The organism is Mucilaginibacter mali (genome assembly GCF_013283875.1).
GTDB lineage: Bacteria > Bacteroidota > Bacteroidia > Sphingobacteriales > Sphingobacteriaceae > Mucilaginibacter > Mucilaginibacter mali.
On sequence record NZ_CP054139.1, the window covers coordinates 3,246,154 to 3,262,290 of the forward strand.

Annotated in this window: 8 protein-coding genes; 4 read left to right on the forward strand and 4 right to left on the reverse strand. The window is 50.4% G+C overall.

Features of this window, described 5'->3' with window-relative positions:
* The first annotated feature begins 29 nt into the window (after positions 1-29).
* From HQ865_RS13580 to HQ865_RS13590, 3 genes are all read left to right on the forward strand, one after another.
* Positions 30-1,028: a hypothetical protein gene (locus HQ865_RS13580; protein WP_173415411.1), complete on the forward strand. Its 999-nt coding sequence runs from the start codon at positions 30-32 to the stop codon at positions 1,026-1,028.
* Positions 1,029-1,259: 231 nt separating this feature from the next.
* Positions 1,260-3,260 carry a PKD domain-containing protein gene (locus HQ865_RS13585; protein WP_173415412.1) on the forward strand — a complete coding sequence of 667 codons (2,001 nt, stop codon included), beginning with the start codon at positions 1,260-1,262 and terminating at the stop codon, positions 3,258-3,260.
* 31 nt (positions 3,261-3,291) lie between these two features.
* Positions 3,292-5,940: a CHAT domain-containing protein gene (locus tag HQ865_RS13590; RefSeq protein WP_173415413.1), complete on the forward strand. Its 2,649-nt coding sequence runs from the start codon at positions 3,292-3,294 to the stop codon at positions 5,938-5,940.
* A 121-nt stretch (positions 5,941-6,061) separates the two neighbouring features.
* On the opposite strand, the gene HQ865_RS13595 is transcribed toward HQ865_RS13590, so the two are convergent.
* Genes HQ865_RS13595 through HQ865_RS13610 form a run of 4 tightly spaced genes read right to left on the reverse strand, consistent with a single transcriptional unit; the run spans position 6,062 to position 15,815 of the window.
* Positions 6,062-9,040, reverse strand: a complete 2,979-nt coding sequence (locus HQ865_RS13595) for a sugar-binding domain-containing protein (RefSeq protein WP_173417804.1) — start codon at positions 9,038-9,040, stop codon at positions 6,062-6,064.
* A gap of 40 nt (positions 9,041-9,080) precedes the next feature.
* On the reverse strand, positions 9,081-11,093 hold the full coding sequence (locus tag HQ865_RS13600) for a polysaccharide lyase family protein (protein WP_173415414.1): 2,013 nt from the start codon (positions 11,091-11,093) through the stop codon (positions 9,081-9,083).
* Positions 11,094-11,103: 10 nt separating this feature from the next.
* Entirely contained in the window at positions 11,104-13,452 is a 2,349-nt protein-coding gene (locus tag HQ865_RS13605; RefSeq protein WP_173415415.1) for an alpha/beta hydrolase family protein, read from the reverse strand.
* 11 nt (positions 13,453-13,463) lie between these two features.
* Complete coding sequence (locus HQ865_RS13610; RefSeq protein WP_173415416.1) at positions 13,464-15,815, reverse strand: sugar-binding domain-containing protein; 2,352 nt, start codon at positions 15,813-15,815, stop codon at positions 13,464-13,466.
* Here HQ865_RS13610 and HQ865_RS13615 point away from each other — a divergent pair.
* Positions 15,810-16,133, forward strand: coding sequence for a hypothetical protein (locus tag HQ865_RS13615; protein ID WP_173415417.1), 324 nt, complete (start codon positions 15,810-15,812; stop codon positions 16,131-16,133). The two genes, HQ865_RS13610 and HQ865_RS13615, sit on opposite strands and share 6 nt — an antisense overlap.
* Positions 16,134-16,137 lie beyond the last annotated feature (4 nt).

A 16,137-nucleotide genomic window follows, 5' to 3' on the forward strand; every position in this document is an offset into this window, starting at 1 on the left:
GCGATAAAAAATATTAAAAAACAGAAATCATGAAAAAGTTCAATTTAACCCAGTTAGCAGTAGCAGCCATCTTAGCATTATCAGTAGCAGCTTGCCGTAAAGACAGAAATGGCTCAGTAATTATCAACCCCGATGCCAACGCCCAGGAATTTGTGGCCAGCAACGCCCCTAAAATGCAAAGCAAAACCATCAACGCTTCGTCATTGCCTCAATCGGTAACATTTGCAGGCGGTACCCGCATCAACTTCCCTGCAGGTTCATTAACCATAGGCGGCGCGCCGGTAACGGGTAACGTAACCGTTAGCGTAATAGAAGTTTTAAAACGCAGCGATGTATTATTTAACGGTAGCAATACCAACCACATCAGCGGCGCGCCTTTAGCCTCAAACGGTTTTATTTATGTAGATATTAAGGCCAACGGCGTAAGTGTAGATCATAACCTGGCCGTACCCATGAAGGTGGCTATCCCGGCTAAAATGTCGGGCGCTACACAATTGTGGGAAGGTGTGGATCAAACAGGCGCGGCCCTGCAACCCGGCGCGGCAGCACAAATGGCCTGGGCAGCACCACGCGCCGGCGCCAACGGACAGAACGGTGTGAAGGAAGTTGGCCCTACCAATAACGAATTCGTGTTCGACTTTGGCACCACCGGCTGGATCAATACCGACGTGTTCTACAGCTACAGTAATCCCAAAACAACCGTATTTGTAGATCTGATCAACAACCCCGGCACCCTGTCATCGTTCCACTCTTACAGCGGCGAAACCTATGTTTACTTCTGCGCTAAAGGCAGCAACGTATGTGCCCAGCTTTATACTACCACCGGCCCTAACGGTGTAAAAAGCTACGATAACGTAATGCCGGTAGGTGTACAGGGCAAAATGCTGAGCTTCTCTATCAAAGACGGTAAATACTACTATGCCGAACAGGAAACAACCATCGTAGCCGATCAGCACCTGAGCCTAACCCTGGCCGAAACTACCGAAGCCGCCGTACAGGCAGCCATTAGCGGGCTGGATAACTATTAATATCCCAAAATCAGTTCTATAATTCATAGCGATGGGTTTTAAAGCCCATCGCTATTTGGCGTAAATGCTTTTATACTATATATTTATCATTGAGTTTGGGATGAGGTACAAAAGCCTCACCCTGCCCTCTCCAAAGGAGAGGGTGAAAACTATAAAGCCCCTCTCCCCTGGAGAGGGGTTGGGGTGAGGCCTGTGAAGCTTACCCAAACTCACTACCAATTGCCTGCCCACATGAAAAAGATCTTATTGTTCGCCCTCATTTGCGGCGCCTCAAAATTATTTGCACAGGTAAAACCGGCCATTGTGCCGGCTGATACAATTCCGGCTATCATCAACCATACCATCGATGGCAACTCCGTTAAATTCACACCGCAACTGCGCGATCTGCGGGCCATAGCAGGCGCGCCTGCTCCTTTTTACACTTACCTGTGGGAATTTGGCGATGGTACATTCAGTTTTGAGAAAGATCCGCTGCACTTATATGCCGATACGGGAAAATTCAACGTGCGCCTGTTCGCTACCAATAATTACGATGATGGCAAGCGCCCGCCCACCCGTCCAAAGCCCATCGTGGTAAAATCGGGCAAGCCAATGATGGCCGCTGCACCCGTGCCGGGATTTTTTAAACTGGGTGGTAGCGTAGCGTTGAAAAACAATTGCATGCCCAAACCTGGCGACGATATGATCCTGATCATGGGCTATCGCAACAAAACCGAAAACCTGAAGGCCAATATCAGCGGCACCATCGCCATTTTATATAACGATAAGGAGTTTAGCAACAACAACTTCGACCTGGCCGAATCGCGCGTGTATCATAACGAAAGTAAAGCCGATCTGCGCGGCAACGGACCATTGGCGATGAATAGCAGCGCGAAGGCCAAACAGCAAACCTATTACGCCTCGGCCGAGCCGGGCCTCAGCAGCGCGCAAGTGGAGGAAATATTAGCTAAAGAGGCTTTGGTGATCAAAGATCAGCTGGCCAATTTTAAAAGCAGCCAGGCCTGGCACTTCGAAAACTTGAAATCGGGCAGCGAGAACTTTGTGTTTTTGCATTTTAAAACCACGCCCGAAATGATCAAAGACACCAACGCCACTGTGCGGTTGACCGGCGTTTTCCTACCCGATGACCCATCGGTTGATAAGGAGCTATTTAATATGGAACTACAGATCGTCGCCTCGCATGATCCCAATAAAATGTCCATCAAAAAAACGCGTATGAACTATCGCCTTACCGGCAAAAACCGCGAGCTGACCTATAAGGTGCGCTTCCAGAATAACGGTAAAGGCCCCGCTAAAAAGATAGACGTAGGCGTTAGCCTCTCCCCTGTTTTCGATCCAGCCACCATCAGCGTAAGCAAAACCAAGCCCGAGGTGCAGGTGGGTGATGCCGGCTACGCCAATCAAAGTCATTTAACCACGGTAACAGGTACCGATAGTGTGCACTTCATCTTCAATAACATTTATCTGCCCGGCAGCCAGCAGGAAGGTGTGCACGATGTTGATTCTACCCAGGGTTTTGTGGAATACAAGATCCGGTTTAAGGAGAAGCCCGCCAAGCTGCCTATTTATACCGGCGCGGCCATTGTGTTTGACAAAAACGAGCCGGTGTACACCAACCGCGCGGCCGGCCGGTTTAAAATGGGCTTATCGCCGGCCATCATCGCCGGGTTCGGCTTTCCGTTTAAAAGCGATAATTCGCAATTTATCACCCAGAAGAATATTACACTTGGGGCCAGCATTGCGCCCTATTCGCCATACCGCCAGTTTTTGCAGGCCGAGGTTTACCTGACGGATTTCCAGTCAGCCACACAAACCCGCTCGATTACTGCTAATAAGGATACAGTGATTGGTAAGGACAGGTATGTGATCAGCAACCGCAGCCAAACCACGTCAACCAAGGTAACCACACTTAATTTGGTGCCGGTATCCCTGCGCTATAATTTTAACGCCTGGGTAGGCGGCGGCGTGGGGGCGTTGGTATCGGTCGATCTGAATAATACCTTTAAAAATAATATCAACTACGCGCTAACGGGCGTAAACGGTGTAGCCAATACCAATGTAGAAGCCCTGGCCAGCAATATTAGAAACGCGTTCTCCGATGCGCGGGCATCCTTGTTTGCCGATGTGGTGGTAGGCCGGGTGCGGGTGGGGCCATCGCTGGGGATAAGGTATTTTTATGATACGAAGTCCAACCTGTCGCGAACAAGCACTTATGTGACATGGAAGTTTTAATTATTACTATTTTAGCAGGAACATCAGCCTTATGTTCCTGCCCGCCAAACGCATTTATACTTTATGCTGCCTGCTTTTTTGCGGGTTAATATCCTATGCGCAGGACGCCGCGACCCAACAACAGCTCGACGGCCTGAAAAAGCAGAATAATCTCACTGAATGGCTGTACACCCGTATCGACTTCACCAATAACCATCCGCAGGCATTGTCCTTCCTGATGGAGACCCAAAAGCAAATGTGGCGGCAGCCCGCTAACGATGATGAGCGTTTTGCCGTCTTAACGCTCATCAGCAGCCAGGGCTATGATCAGTTACAGGCAGGCGATATCCTTAGCTCTATTAACTGCTACGAACAAGCCTACGCCTATTACTATAAATACAAACTGGCCCAGTTTGATGCGGTGGAGTATATTTTTAAACCGCTCAGCAACAACTACACCCGCCTTGGCGATTATGAGCGGGGCATCTTCATACAACAAAAAGCTATTGATAAACTGATCCAACTGGACGATGCCGATAACGCGGCATCAGTTTACAACAATATGGCTATCTCCTATTATTCGATGGGGAATAGGACATTGGCCGAAGATTGTGTGGCCAAAGGGCAGCAATTGGCAAAAAGCCCGGCCGTGCGCTTCAGGTTGCAAAATATGCAGGCCGATATTTTATACGATAAAGGCGATTACGTAAACTCGGCAGCCTTGTTAAAGCAAAACATCGCGTCGCAAAAAAACGCCAATGCCGATAACGCCGGCATGCTAATCGGCGCCTATACCACACTGGGAAATATCAACTTGAAAGTAAACCGGCTTGACGAAGCACAACAGTATTTTGACAAGGCTTTAACACTTATTAAAACCTATTTCCCCGATAGCCGGCAACGCGAAAAGGCCAACCTGATGGCGCAATTAGGCAAGATAGAGCGTCTGCGCAAGCATCCCCAACAAGCGCTGGATATACTGAACGGAGCGTTACGGGTGCTGCGGATAAACACCGTAAATGATAAAGTGCAAGCAACCGATATTTATGGCGAGAATAACCTGGTGGATATCTTCCGCGAGAAGGCGCTTACCTACCTATTGCTGGGCAGGGATGGGCGCGCCCTCGATAACCTGCGGTACGCGCTATTGGCCACCGATAAGATCCGAACCGAATTTGCCGACGATAAGACCAAAGAACGCCTGCAACAAGAAAGCCGCGAACTGGTAGAGACTACGCTGGCAATAGCTTATAATTACTATCATCCATCGGGCGATCAGCGGTATGCCAACCTCATGTTAGAAATTTGCGAACAAAGCAAGGCCCGCACCCTTGCCGATCAGATCAGGAAAAATAGCAGGCAAATGCAAGGTCGAGGTAAAGACACAGTCGCAACCCGCCGCCTTTACCTTGAACGAGCGATCATCTATGATCAAAAAATGGCCATGACCGAAAAAGATAAGACCGGTTACGAAAAAAAGATAGCCACGCTGAAATTTGAACTGGCATTGTTAAATAAGAACGACCGCCGGCAAAATACTGTAGCACCCATATCGGCCAAAGCGTTGTTGCCGCATATACCCGATAGCCTGCATGTTGTAGAATATTTTGTGGGTAACTATATGGCGTATGCCATCAATATTTACCATGGTAACATATATGTTAGGCGTAATAGCAATGCCCATGCATTGAAGAATGATATTGATCGCATGGTGGGTACCTATTACCGTAACGGCCCTGCTGCCATGCTTAATTCACCTAAACAATTCTTTCAATTATCATACAATATCTATTGGGATCTGTTAGGCAGTGTTAAAACGGGAGAGCATTTGCTTATCATCCCGGATGATGTTATAGGCTATCTCTCTTTTGATGGGTTGATAACCGATAACAAATATGATCCGGCTATATCACGCTGGCCTTACTTAATTAAAAAAGCCACTATAACCTACGTTTTTTCGTTGAATACGCTTATCCAAAACAAAGCGCAAAAACTTAATGGCAATGGTTTTAGTGGACTGTTCATTACACATGATGGCGCCAATGATAAACCGATAGTGGCCGTTAATCAAGAGGCAGCAAGCATTAAACAACTGGTGGCGGGCAATTATCTTTACAATGATGACGTAGATATTAAAGCCTTCCACTATGCTTTCGGGAACTCGTCGGCACTGCATATCAGTACACATGCTTATTTATCAGGCGCTGATAAGGAGCCCACGCTTGATCTGGGTAAAGAGAAACTTTTCCTGTTTGAATTGCTTGCCTCGCGCAGCAAACCGCAATTAGTTGTACTCAGCGCCTGCCGCACGGGTGATGGCTTATTGGCTAAGGGCGAGGGTATTATCAGCCTGTCGCGCGGGTTTAGTGCCATTGGTACACCGGCAACCGTAGCCAGCCTTTGGAATGTAAACGATCAAACCGCGGCCGGCATAACAGCAGGCATGTACGCCGGTTTAGCTAAAAACCAAAGCACCGGCACCGCGCTGCACAATGCCAAATTGAACTGGCTTAACACTCAACAAACCTCCGACACGATGTACCTGCCTTATTATTGGGATAGCCTGGTGTTGATGGGCGCCGATGCGGTTCTGCCTTTAAAACCGGCACATTCTTATTTAGTGTTGTATATCATCCTTGCCGGGGTAACGCTATTTATCCTGTCGTTTTTAATTTGGCGAAAAACCAGGATGCGCAAATAATAAAGCAAGGATACAGGCTTAGCCGAGATCGCTGCTTTACATACAAAAACTCCTCAACTATTGAGATCAATAATTGAGGAGTAATGTGTCAATTTAATCTTCAGTTGCCTTTCATCAGCATCTACTGCTTCACCTGTCCCGGATCTGCAACATCACTTGTAGCTGGTGGCGAATTCAGGATAACCGGGGCTACATATCTGATAGGCATCCAGGCTTCCAGTTCGGACATCGCAAGCTTGTTTTGGGGTTTAAATTTCGCCGAAGCCATATAGTTCACTACCGATTTCCGCAATGCGGCGGCGGCGGGCTTTTGCCCGGCTGCGTTATCCGAAAGATCGAACGAGGTAACCATCAGTTTGCCGTTTCCTACCTGGCATTCAAACAACATCGAAAGTCGAAGGTTGCGGTTCCAGTCGTCTATCGGCTGTACAACAAAGTTTAGCGCCGGAGACAGGGCCTCCATATTCATCGCTACTGTCTTAGGCAGCAGGTTTACCCATTGAAAATCGCAGTTATCTCCGGTTGGGAACCCGGCCAGCGCCCCGTGTTTGAAATCGTTTAATAAACCCAGCATCCAGGTACGGTTCGGGTTCATCAAGCGGTTCCAGAAGATTGGCGACGTGGTCAAAGCCAAATCGCTCGATGGTTTCTCGGGTGTGCCGGAAAGGAATAACACCTTCCCTCCTGCTGCAAGGCGGGCCTTTGCCTCATCCCACGAGCTTGATACCAATACATCAGGCGCGGTTTCACTCTTGTTGCCTGCCGGGTAAAGCCAAAACGTCCATTGGTTACTGAAACCGGTTCCGGGAAAGTCTAAAACAAGCGAGTAGGAAGCGGGCGCAGGCAGTTTAGAAAGATCAGCCGAGATATTTCCCAAACTTTGGCCACTGCCTCTTGCGATATTGGATGTCGGTAGGCTGCCGTTCATCAACGCTTTGCCAGCGCTATTCAATATCCGCCAGGTTGGTGTTACCGAACTCAGCGGCGCAGGCCCATAATGCGCAACCTCGGCGCTTGCCGTCAATGTTTGATCGGTGGTAAAAATGCGCTCCTTTAACCGTATCAATGGAACGGTAGTGTTATTAAATCGCTTGAATTCATTGGCAGTAACATACCCCTTTTCTTCCCAAAAAGCATCAAGCAAGCCAATCAATGCACCACCCTGGCCAAGGTAATCGTGCAGATCCAGCAACTCGTATCCCGAGTAAGATTTGGTGCGCAGCAACGCTTCTATCTCTTCTTTATAACAGGCTACCTGAAACCTGCCCGAAGCGTGGGCAAGTGCCTTGTTTTGCGCGAGGATGCCGTGTGTACGGGCGCTGTCGCGCATAATAATATAGTTACCGGGCTGCATGTAAGGCACCTTGCCCCAACCAATACCACCAGGGAAGGCCGCATACTTGCCTTTGCCCGCAAATTTTTCGATGATGCCAAAATCCGGGTAAGCGCAGTATTGGCCAATTTCATGCCCGATGCATGGCACGTTCGCGCCGCGACGGATAGTGTTCAGGCTTTCTTCGTAGTCAGAACCAAACCACCCCCTCGGGCCACGTGCCGGGCTGCCGGTAACCAAAAAATCTGCCGCGAAAGGCGTACCTGCTCCGGCCGGTGGTGGCGCCCATCTGCCTGTACCATCGGTATAAAGGCGGCGCGGATCAGCCTCTTTCCATGCCTTTTCCCAACCGGGAAGTTGTTTAGCATAGTTGCCTGCCGGCTCGTTAGTAGCGCCCAGCATCAGAAGTGAAGGGTGGTTACCATAGGCTTTCAGCAGTCGCGTTGTTTCGTCGTTTAAAACGGCAAGCATTTTGCCATCGGCATCAAACGCATTCCACATCCCGCATTCGGGCTGTAAATAAAAGCCCAGTTCGTCGCTGGCTGTAAATGCCGCTTCGGGCGGGCACCAGGAGTGAAAGCGCATACCATTAAGCCCCCATGCTTTACAAATGCCGATGATCTTTTTCCATGTTGCCACATCAGTAGCCGGATAACCGGTGAGCGGGAAGCCGCCGCCATCGTGCGTGGCCCGCAGTTGCAACTGTTCGCCATTTAGTAAAATACGGTTTCCATCTGTTTTGATCTCGCGCATACCAAAGGTAACCTGCTTATCGTGGTCGGCTTGTCCACCGCTAAGCTTTAGAGAAATGTGCTGCAATTCGGGCGTAAACTCCGACCATGCACGCGCGTCAGGCATCGGCACATCAATAACTGCCTTGCCTCCGGCCTCCTCCCATTTAACCGGTACGGATACGCCGCCGGCGGAAAGAGTTCCGGTTCCGGCCTTACCGGTCGTATTACCTATCGAAACGCGAACCTGTGCCGATTTTGCGGCAAGATTAGGAAATACCTGCGCATCAGCTATCCAAACCGGTGATGTTGCCAATAGTTCGATCCGCCCAACAATGCCGTTCCAGGTTGATCCTTCACCGTCTGATACGGCATGCCCGTCTGGACGATAAGTCGGTGATAGCATGCTGTTATCTATACGGATCGTCAGGAGGTGTTTTCTAGGTTTCAGAACGCCCAGGTCGAAGTCGTGCGGTGCTACAAGCGAACGGTTGCTGCCTATCAGTTTATCGCCCACATAAATATCGGTTTGCCAACGGGTGCGCTCCAACAATAATTCCACACGCTTGCCTGCCCATCCGGCAGGGATCTCGATATCCCGCTGATACCAGGCCACACCAAGGTAGTGGCGAACAGGCTGCGAAAGGTAAGGCACCTGCACGTTGCCGGGCACGGTATAAGGTTTGTATTGCGGCAGCAGATACCAGCGCATATCGCGTGGAAGCGCGGCTACAAATTTGGTATCTGCGGTTATCTCATCGCCAAAGCCCTGGGTTTGCAGGATACCGGGTAAAGCGATGTTAGTCTCGGTATTCAATACTTTTGCGAACCAATTGGCTTTTACACCGGCATCGGTACGGTCAAGCGCAAAGCGCCAGTTACCGGCTAATGTAATAGCGCCATCTGATGGTGGCTGCGCCTCGATAGCTTTCGCGAAAAGCATATTTTTAGGATAGAGCGCCATCGCCGCCGTGGCAATGCCGGCAGTGGCCAGGAAAGACCGGCGTGAAACCGGCTGTTTTTTTTGATAGGTCATTTATATTTTGTTATTGATATTTATACTGTTTCCGTGTTGTTTAATCAGCCAGTTCTAGGCGGATGTAATCATATACCAGGCCGTTATTTACAGGTCCTGCAGGCATGGTGATCTTTAGGATATTCGTGCCTTTTTTCATCAGCGAAGCGTCGAAATCAACCTCCCTTTCATACCACAGGCCCGATTCGCCGTGGCGGGTGATCAAACCATCGGTCAGCAGGTTTTGCAGTTTGCCGGCAGGCTGCCCGTTTATCTCCACATCGGCCGAGCGTGCGCCTGTACCGCAAATAGCAAAGCGCAGGTAAGCTTTTCCCGTCGGTGCCGATGGCATATCAAACTGAATAGTGTATGGTGTGGCATTGCCGGGCGCACCCTGCACACCGCTGAACGGCACCACCCTGGCATTAGGGTCGGTATTGTGCGGGATATGCTGGTAGAACCAGTCTTTTGAATAATCGCTTTTGCCGACTACATATGTAACATCGTTAGGGAATAGCTGCGGATATTTTAAAGAGATAGCCGGATCACGACGCTGATCGCCACCACGAAATTCGGAGGCGTTGCGGTTAGGGATGCCGATATCCCACACTTGCCTGCCTTTGCGCACAGGCGTCCATTCCAGTTTGCCCAGGTTTAGCGGCTTGCCTTTTTCTACTACGATGTCTGATTTCATATACTCGCCCAAAACATTATTGGTGAACGCGTATAACACGTATTTACCCTCGCGCACATTTGGGATGGTAAAGGTACCATCGGCATTGCCTTTAACCCAAAACTGGTAGTACTTAGCATCGCGCTGCCAGTTAGTAATGATTTTTGGCTCGGGATTGGCACGTGCCGAAATATAATCGCCGTGGGTCAACCCCACTTCAAAATTCTGAAAATCAGTGATCTTCTTGACATCTTTTACTATCAATTGACCTTTAACGGTGGAACGGTCTTTTGCCTTCGGGTAATCAACACCATTAACCCAGTTGAAAGGCCATTTGGCTGCCTCTTTAACCGCCTGCGCCCGTGCATCAGCATAAATAGCATCAGGGCCATCGCCAGCATTGGCGTAGATAAAGAATGGCCCGATTGTTTTATGCCATTCTTCGCCGGTGGCGATGTTTGCTTCGGCAGCGCCGTAATGGCTGCTGCGCCAGTAGTTCAGCACGCAGGGGGCGGCATTGGCATCGGTATTCAGGTGGCCGGTGAGTTCAAACTTGGTGGGGCCGCCACTAATGTATTCCATTGATGGGTTGATGAAAAACAAGCCTACCTTTTTCTCCGTGCTCGACCATCCCCAGGCCCGGTTGAGCGTGGGATTGGTAGTATACACATACTTATCGCCCACAAAGGTGGTCTTTTTATATTCGTGGTTCACCTCTTTATCTATACTCACCCAATCAAAGAAAGGGGCCAGTTTGGCGCAGTACCGCGCTTCACCAAAAATACCCAGCGGATATTCGGCCGGATGGTTAAAGGTGCAATAGGTGTAAACGCCCGAGGCACCACGCAGCAAGGTGTAACGGATCTCGATATCCACGGTCAGGTCGCCATCTTTAGTGGTACCGGGGCCTGTGCCCATTTTGCGCCCCATCGAATTAGCTTTGGTAGAGACTTCGGCCATCTCGCCGCCATTTTTAGCCGGATCTATCGTAACCGATGGCATGGCCGGGGCCGAGCCCTTAACGCCCACTACATCGTGCGACCAGTATCCATTGCTTACGCCGGTAATAACCGGGGCTTTCCAGTTAGGGTTATTGGCCGGGCCGTCGCCTTTGGCTTCCACCACCATCTCCGGCGCGGGGGCGCGTTCAAACATCTCCATATCCTTATACCTGAACGAGACCAGGTTGCCGCTTACCTTGGACACGCGCACTTTTACGATACCATTATCCATGGTGTAAGTCTCCGCATCCTCTGTTAAAGTAACCTTAGCATCTGCCGATACTTTATGCCCGCCCGATGTAAATGCCAGCGAGAGAAGGGAGCCCGCTGCCGCTAATACAACTAACAGGCCAAAAGAAACATGCTTTTTCAACTTAGTTTTAAAAGATAGGTTTTTCATATCGTTAATTTTAAAAGTTGGTTTTCATCCATCGTATGGCTTTGTCCTGCGTGGCATCGGTCAGGCGGCCGTAATCGTCGGGCTCCTGTAGTTCCAGTTTGCCTGATGCATTTTTAAGATCGAATACCTTTTGCGCCCGCTTTACGGCGTTGCGTATGGAAACGGGGTCAGCATCGCGATCGCGCCGGGGCTGAACGATCAGCACCGGCCGGGGCGCTATCAGGGCCATCACGTCATCAAAATCATAAGGCAACTTAGCCGCCTGCCCGGCATATAATCCCAGGCGCGGTATTAAACCGTGCAGGTGGCTGTAGCGGGTCATGCCGCTCATGCCTTTGTCGGGCGTATCTTCGCGCATCGGTGTAAAACCCGCTATAGATACCACCCCGGCAATACGGTTATCAAGCGCGGCAGCATACAAGCCTAAAGCGCCGCCAATAGAGAAGCCATAAACCGAGATATTTTTAGCATCAACCACCGAATCTTTTTCCAGCGCATCAACACCCGCGTGCAGATCTTCCAGCATTTTACCCATTTGCGACCAGCGCGGGTAGTGATCATAAAAACCCTCGGCCTCGCTCCAGCGCGTACCGAAACCAGTTTGATCGTAAGCCAATACGGCATAACCGGCTTTGGCCAAGGCTAGGATGGGGTGCAGATCGCTGCGATATACCCACATATAACCTAACGGATAGTGAAAGCCATGCAGCCAAACCACCGTTGGTAGTTTTTTTCCTTTGGGCGTATTTATTGGATAATAAAGATCGCCGGTAACCCCATTGAAGCGGATGCGGCGCGAGGTAACCTCATTTTTTTCGGGCGCGCGCCAGCCGTATGATCCGCCGCCGCTGGCAATAACCCAGGCGGGCACATCAGGCGCTAACTGGCCGGGATTGCCGATGTTTCCCTTACCGATCTCGCTGGCGCCGGGGGCACCTGCACCACCAACGCCAGGACGCCTGAAGGGAAAGCCCCCCGCATCAGCATACATCGGCGGAGTTTCGCCCATCATCCATGCGATGGATGAGCGCAGTCCCACCGCTTTTTTATCCCAATCGGCGGCAGATTCGGTCAGCGCTGCTGATGCATGATAGGCAGTGAGTTTAGCCGGGTTGAGTTTTTCGCCGGTGGTAGCCTGCCATTTTTCAAAACTCCAGGGGAAGATGAGGTGATCTGTCCAGGCTTTTTTGCTGCGGCCAAACTGCCAGTCGAGCCAATCCATATCAGCCTCGCGGTTATCGCTACCATGAAAGCCTTCAACCGAGATCATGTTCAGCTTATTTGGCGCGTTTAGTCCTTTGTAAACTTTTTGGGCTGATTCGTAAGCCTGTTCCATCGCCCATCCATTAGCCACCTGGTCGGTATGGCCCCATTCCATCAAAACCGCCCTCGGGGCTATGAGCGAGATCAGCAGGTTACCATCTACAGGCAAATAATCCTCGCGTCCGGAAAAATATCGTAACCGCGGCAGGAACCAGCCCGGGAAACTGCGTGTAGTAGTTTCTATACCCTCTCCGCCGCCGCGTTCGCCGGCAAAACGCCAGGGCACCAGGCCGCCAACACCGGTACTGCCCGCCACAACAGCAGCTATACGTGTATCAAAAGCGGCGGCCAGCGTGGCCATTTTGCCATCGCGCGAGTAGCCATTTATAGCGATATGCTTCATATCCACCTGTGGGATAGTGGCTAAATAATCTATAACGATACCGGCCAGCCAGGCCCTGCGCGGCAGGGTGGCAAAATCATATTCGGGGTACAGATCTTTTAGCGGAGCGGCATCATCCATAGCATCGTTACCCGCGTAACCGGCCGAGATATAACGGCGCCGGATCACCGTTGATGCCCAGCCCGCCAAACTCGGACTGATCATGACCGGGAATTTTTCGCCCGCGATGCCATCCGGGATCACCAGCCTTACACGTACCGAGCCTTTACCCTGCGGGCCAAATTCAACACGCACATTACGCACACTATAACCATTGCCCTTGCTTTCATCTAAAGGCACCACCTTGCTAATAGCCGGTCGTGCGGGCATAGTGCCGGTTTCCCATTTGGCATAAAGCTGCATAATTTCCGCACGGCGTTTAGGCCAGTCGGTGGCCATGTTTTTAACGGGGCCGCCATTATAGAACTTAAGCGGATCGGGCAGCAGGTTCGATCTTTTTAGTTTGCTGAAATCGGGAGGTAACTCGCCGGTTTTAGTCTGCCAGGCGGTCCACTCGGGCACATTAGGCAGCGAGGCTTGCATCCATTTCAGATACTCGTTGCTGTCCTGGGCCTGCGATGATCTGCAAACGCATAGCATACACAGCAGCCACAGGGCTTTATTTTTCGTGATCAGGAGGGTGTTCTTTTTCATAATGATCGGGTCTATGGTATCGCGTCAATAGTTACCGATCCGGCAGCCAGCCCATCGGCAGTAGCTTTAATCGTCATCTTTCCCGCGGATGCCTTTGCTTTGATGAGGGCAATGCAGGTACCTTTATAGGTAGTCCGGTGGTTGGTTTGATAAAGTTCATGGCTAAGCCTGTCGCCGTTATCTACAGCAGCAATAACTCCGCTCCCGTTGATCGAAAAACTGATCAGCCGGTCGCTGTTAGGGCAAACAATGCCGTTGGCGTCTACTATAGTAGCGGTTACAAACGATACGGCATCCCAGTTATTCGCCAGTTTTGATTGATCGGCAGTCAGTATTATCCTGGCCGGTTCGCCGGCAGTTCGCAGTTCATCGGTGGCCACCTGCTTGCCTTTGTTGCGGGCAATGGCTTTCAGCGTTCCTTTTTCGAAAGGCACATTCCAAAATAAAGGTGAATCAAGCGGTGATTTGGTTTTTACGCCTAATGATTTCCCGTTAAGGAAAAGCTCAGTTTCATCGGCATTGCTAAATACCTGTACTTTGGCGTCCTTATAGTTTGCCGGGTCGGCCGGTGTCCAGTCGGAAACATAGGCTACGCCGCCACGTCCGGCCACTGCGCCTGGATCGTTTCGTTGAATATACACCACAGGCTTTACCGACCACCAGGCCGCGCGCTGTAAGCCATTGGTATGCCAGCCGCCGGTACGATCTATCAAACCCGAGGTAGCACCACGACTGGGCCAGATCGCTTCGCCAAGATAATCTACACCTGTCCATAGGAATTGGCCTGACATATAGGGATGGTCTCGCAAGGCCAGCCATTGAGATAGTACATGCGTATTTTCTGTACCGATCACCACCCGGTCGGGGTGCGCGTCGTGATAGGCCATCAATTCGTTTTCGCGGTAGTTTTGCCCGGTGATGTCCATCCGCTCGGCAAAGCCGGTTTTATACGTTTGCGAATTACCGTTGGGCTGCAACAGCGCCATGGTTACCGGCCGGCCGGGATCTAACTGGTGGATAAGGTCCTGCTGCTGTTTAAACTTCTGGAAGCCCGAGGAATCCTTCAGGTTATCGTGGATCTCGTTACCAACGCTATAGATCACTACCGAAGGGTGGTTGCGATCTCGCATCACCTGGTCGCGGGTATCCTTGTCCCACCAGTTGGCATAATACAGGTTATAGCCCTTTAAAGCGGGCGGTTTGGCGGTCATCCAACTATCAAAAGTCTCATCCATCACCAGGAAGCCCATCCGGTCGCAAAGATCAAGAAACTCGGGGGCTACCTCATTGTGCGAGGTGCGGATAGCGTTGGCCCCTATCTCCCTTAGCTTTTTAAAGCGGCGCTCCCAAACCGCCAGCGGTACAGCCGAACCTACAGCCCCACCATCATGATGCAGGCATACGCCATAGAGTTTGATGTTTTTGCCGTTGAGCCAAAAGCCGGTAGCAGCCTCAAAATGCGCGTCGCGGATGCCCACGGGGGTAGTTATCGCATCGGCTACGGTTGAACCGGACAGTATTTTTGTTACCACTTTATATAGGCGCGGATGTTCGGTATCCCATAACTGCGGGTCGCTTACCGGAATATCCTGCTTATAATCCACGGTTTGGCCGGCGGCTATGGTTTGCTTGCTTTCCTGTGTCTTTACCGTTTTTCCGGCAGGGTCAATAAGGGTAGTTTGCAGGGTGTACGTGCCGCCTGCCGACGATTGATTGATGACTTTGGCCTCGACATGCACCGTAGCCTTTTGAGCGCTTACCTGCAAAGGTTTAATGTATACGCCCCAATGATCAAAGTATGTATTTGCGGTTGAAATTAAATGCACATGACGATAAATGCCCGACCCGGTGTAAAACCGCGAGGCCGGTTGATTACTGTTATCAACCTTTACGGCGATGATATTGGGCTTGTTACCGAAATTGAGATGCCCGGTCATATCATAAGCGAAACTGATATAACCATAAGGACGCTTGCCCAAATAAAAGCCGTTGATCCATACCTCGCTGTTGCTCATTACCCCATCAAACTCAATACTTATTTTGCGTTTGACATCGGCAGCATCCATCGTAAACGATTTGCGGTACCAGCCAATACCGGCCGGAAGATAACCGCCACCACTACCGGTGGGGTTAGCCTGATCGTAAGGGCCTTCAATGCTCCAATCGTGCGGGACATCAAGCTTACGCCATTGCGCATCATCAAATGCCGGGTTATCGGCGCCGGGCGCGTCCTGTTTAATGAAGCGCCAGTTTTTATCAAAATTGCGGATAGCACGGCCAGAGGTAGTTTGTGCATTTGCAGAACAAACAAGCAGCAGGCCGGATAACAGGAATACGAGGGACCGTAAACAGCTTCGGTGCATATCAAAAAAGATTATGGTTTTATTGGTGAAATAAAACTACAAAAGCAACCGGAGCGAACCATCATGTTCTGTCATGAACAGGCAGGGCCTTGTGGTATAATAAAAAGGTTGAGATACTTTGCCACCAGGCTTCAAAGCCCTCAAAACACAGGCGCTACATATAAATTAGCGGTTAATTATTGCAGGGATGCATTGCGTAAAAAAGATGTTACCGGTTTACCAGGCATCAAAACGCAAAAAAGCCCGGCACAAAGTACCGGGCGCAATGCCAACCAAATTAAGGAATTTCCAGTTATTACAGACAACCAAACACTTTAAGCAA

What these genes read in the sequence shown, in the direction of transcription:
- HQ865_RS13580 (WP_173415411.1), top strand. Translation starts at nt 30, where the DNA reads ATGAAAAAGTTCAATTTAACCCAGTTAGCAGTAGCAGCCATCTTAGCA.
- HQ865_RS13585 (WP_173415412.1), top strand. Translation starts at nt 1,260, where the DNA reads ATGAAAAAGATCTTATTGTTCGCCCTCATTTGCGGCGCCTCAAAATTA.
- HQ865_RS13590 (WP_173415413.1), top strand. Translation starts at nt 3,292, where the DNA reads ATGTTCCTGCCCGCCAAACGCATTTATACTTTATGCTGCCTGCTTTTT.
- HQ865_RS13595 (WP_173417804.1), bottom strand. Translation starts at nt 9,040, where the DNA reads ATGACCTATCAAAAAAAACAGCCGGTTTCACGCCGGTCTTTCCTGGCC.
- HQ865_RS13600 (WP_173415414.1), bottom strand. Translation starts at nt 11,093, where the DNA reads ATGAAAAACCTATCTTTTAAAACTAAGTTGAAAAAGCATGTTTCTTTT.
- HQ865_RS13605 (WP_173415415.1), bottom strand. Translation starts at nt 13,452, where the DNA reads ATGAAAAAGAACACCCTCCTGATCACGAAAAATAAAGCCCTGTGGCTG.
- HQ865_RS13610 (WP_173415416.1), bottom strand. Translation starts at nt 15,815, where the DNA reads ATGCACCGAAGCTGTTTACGGTCCCTCGTATTCCTGTTATCCGGCCTG.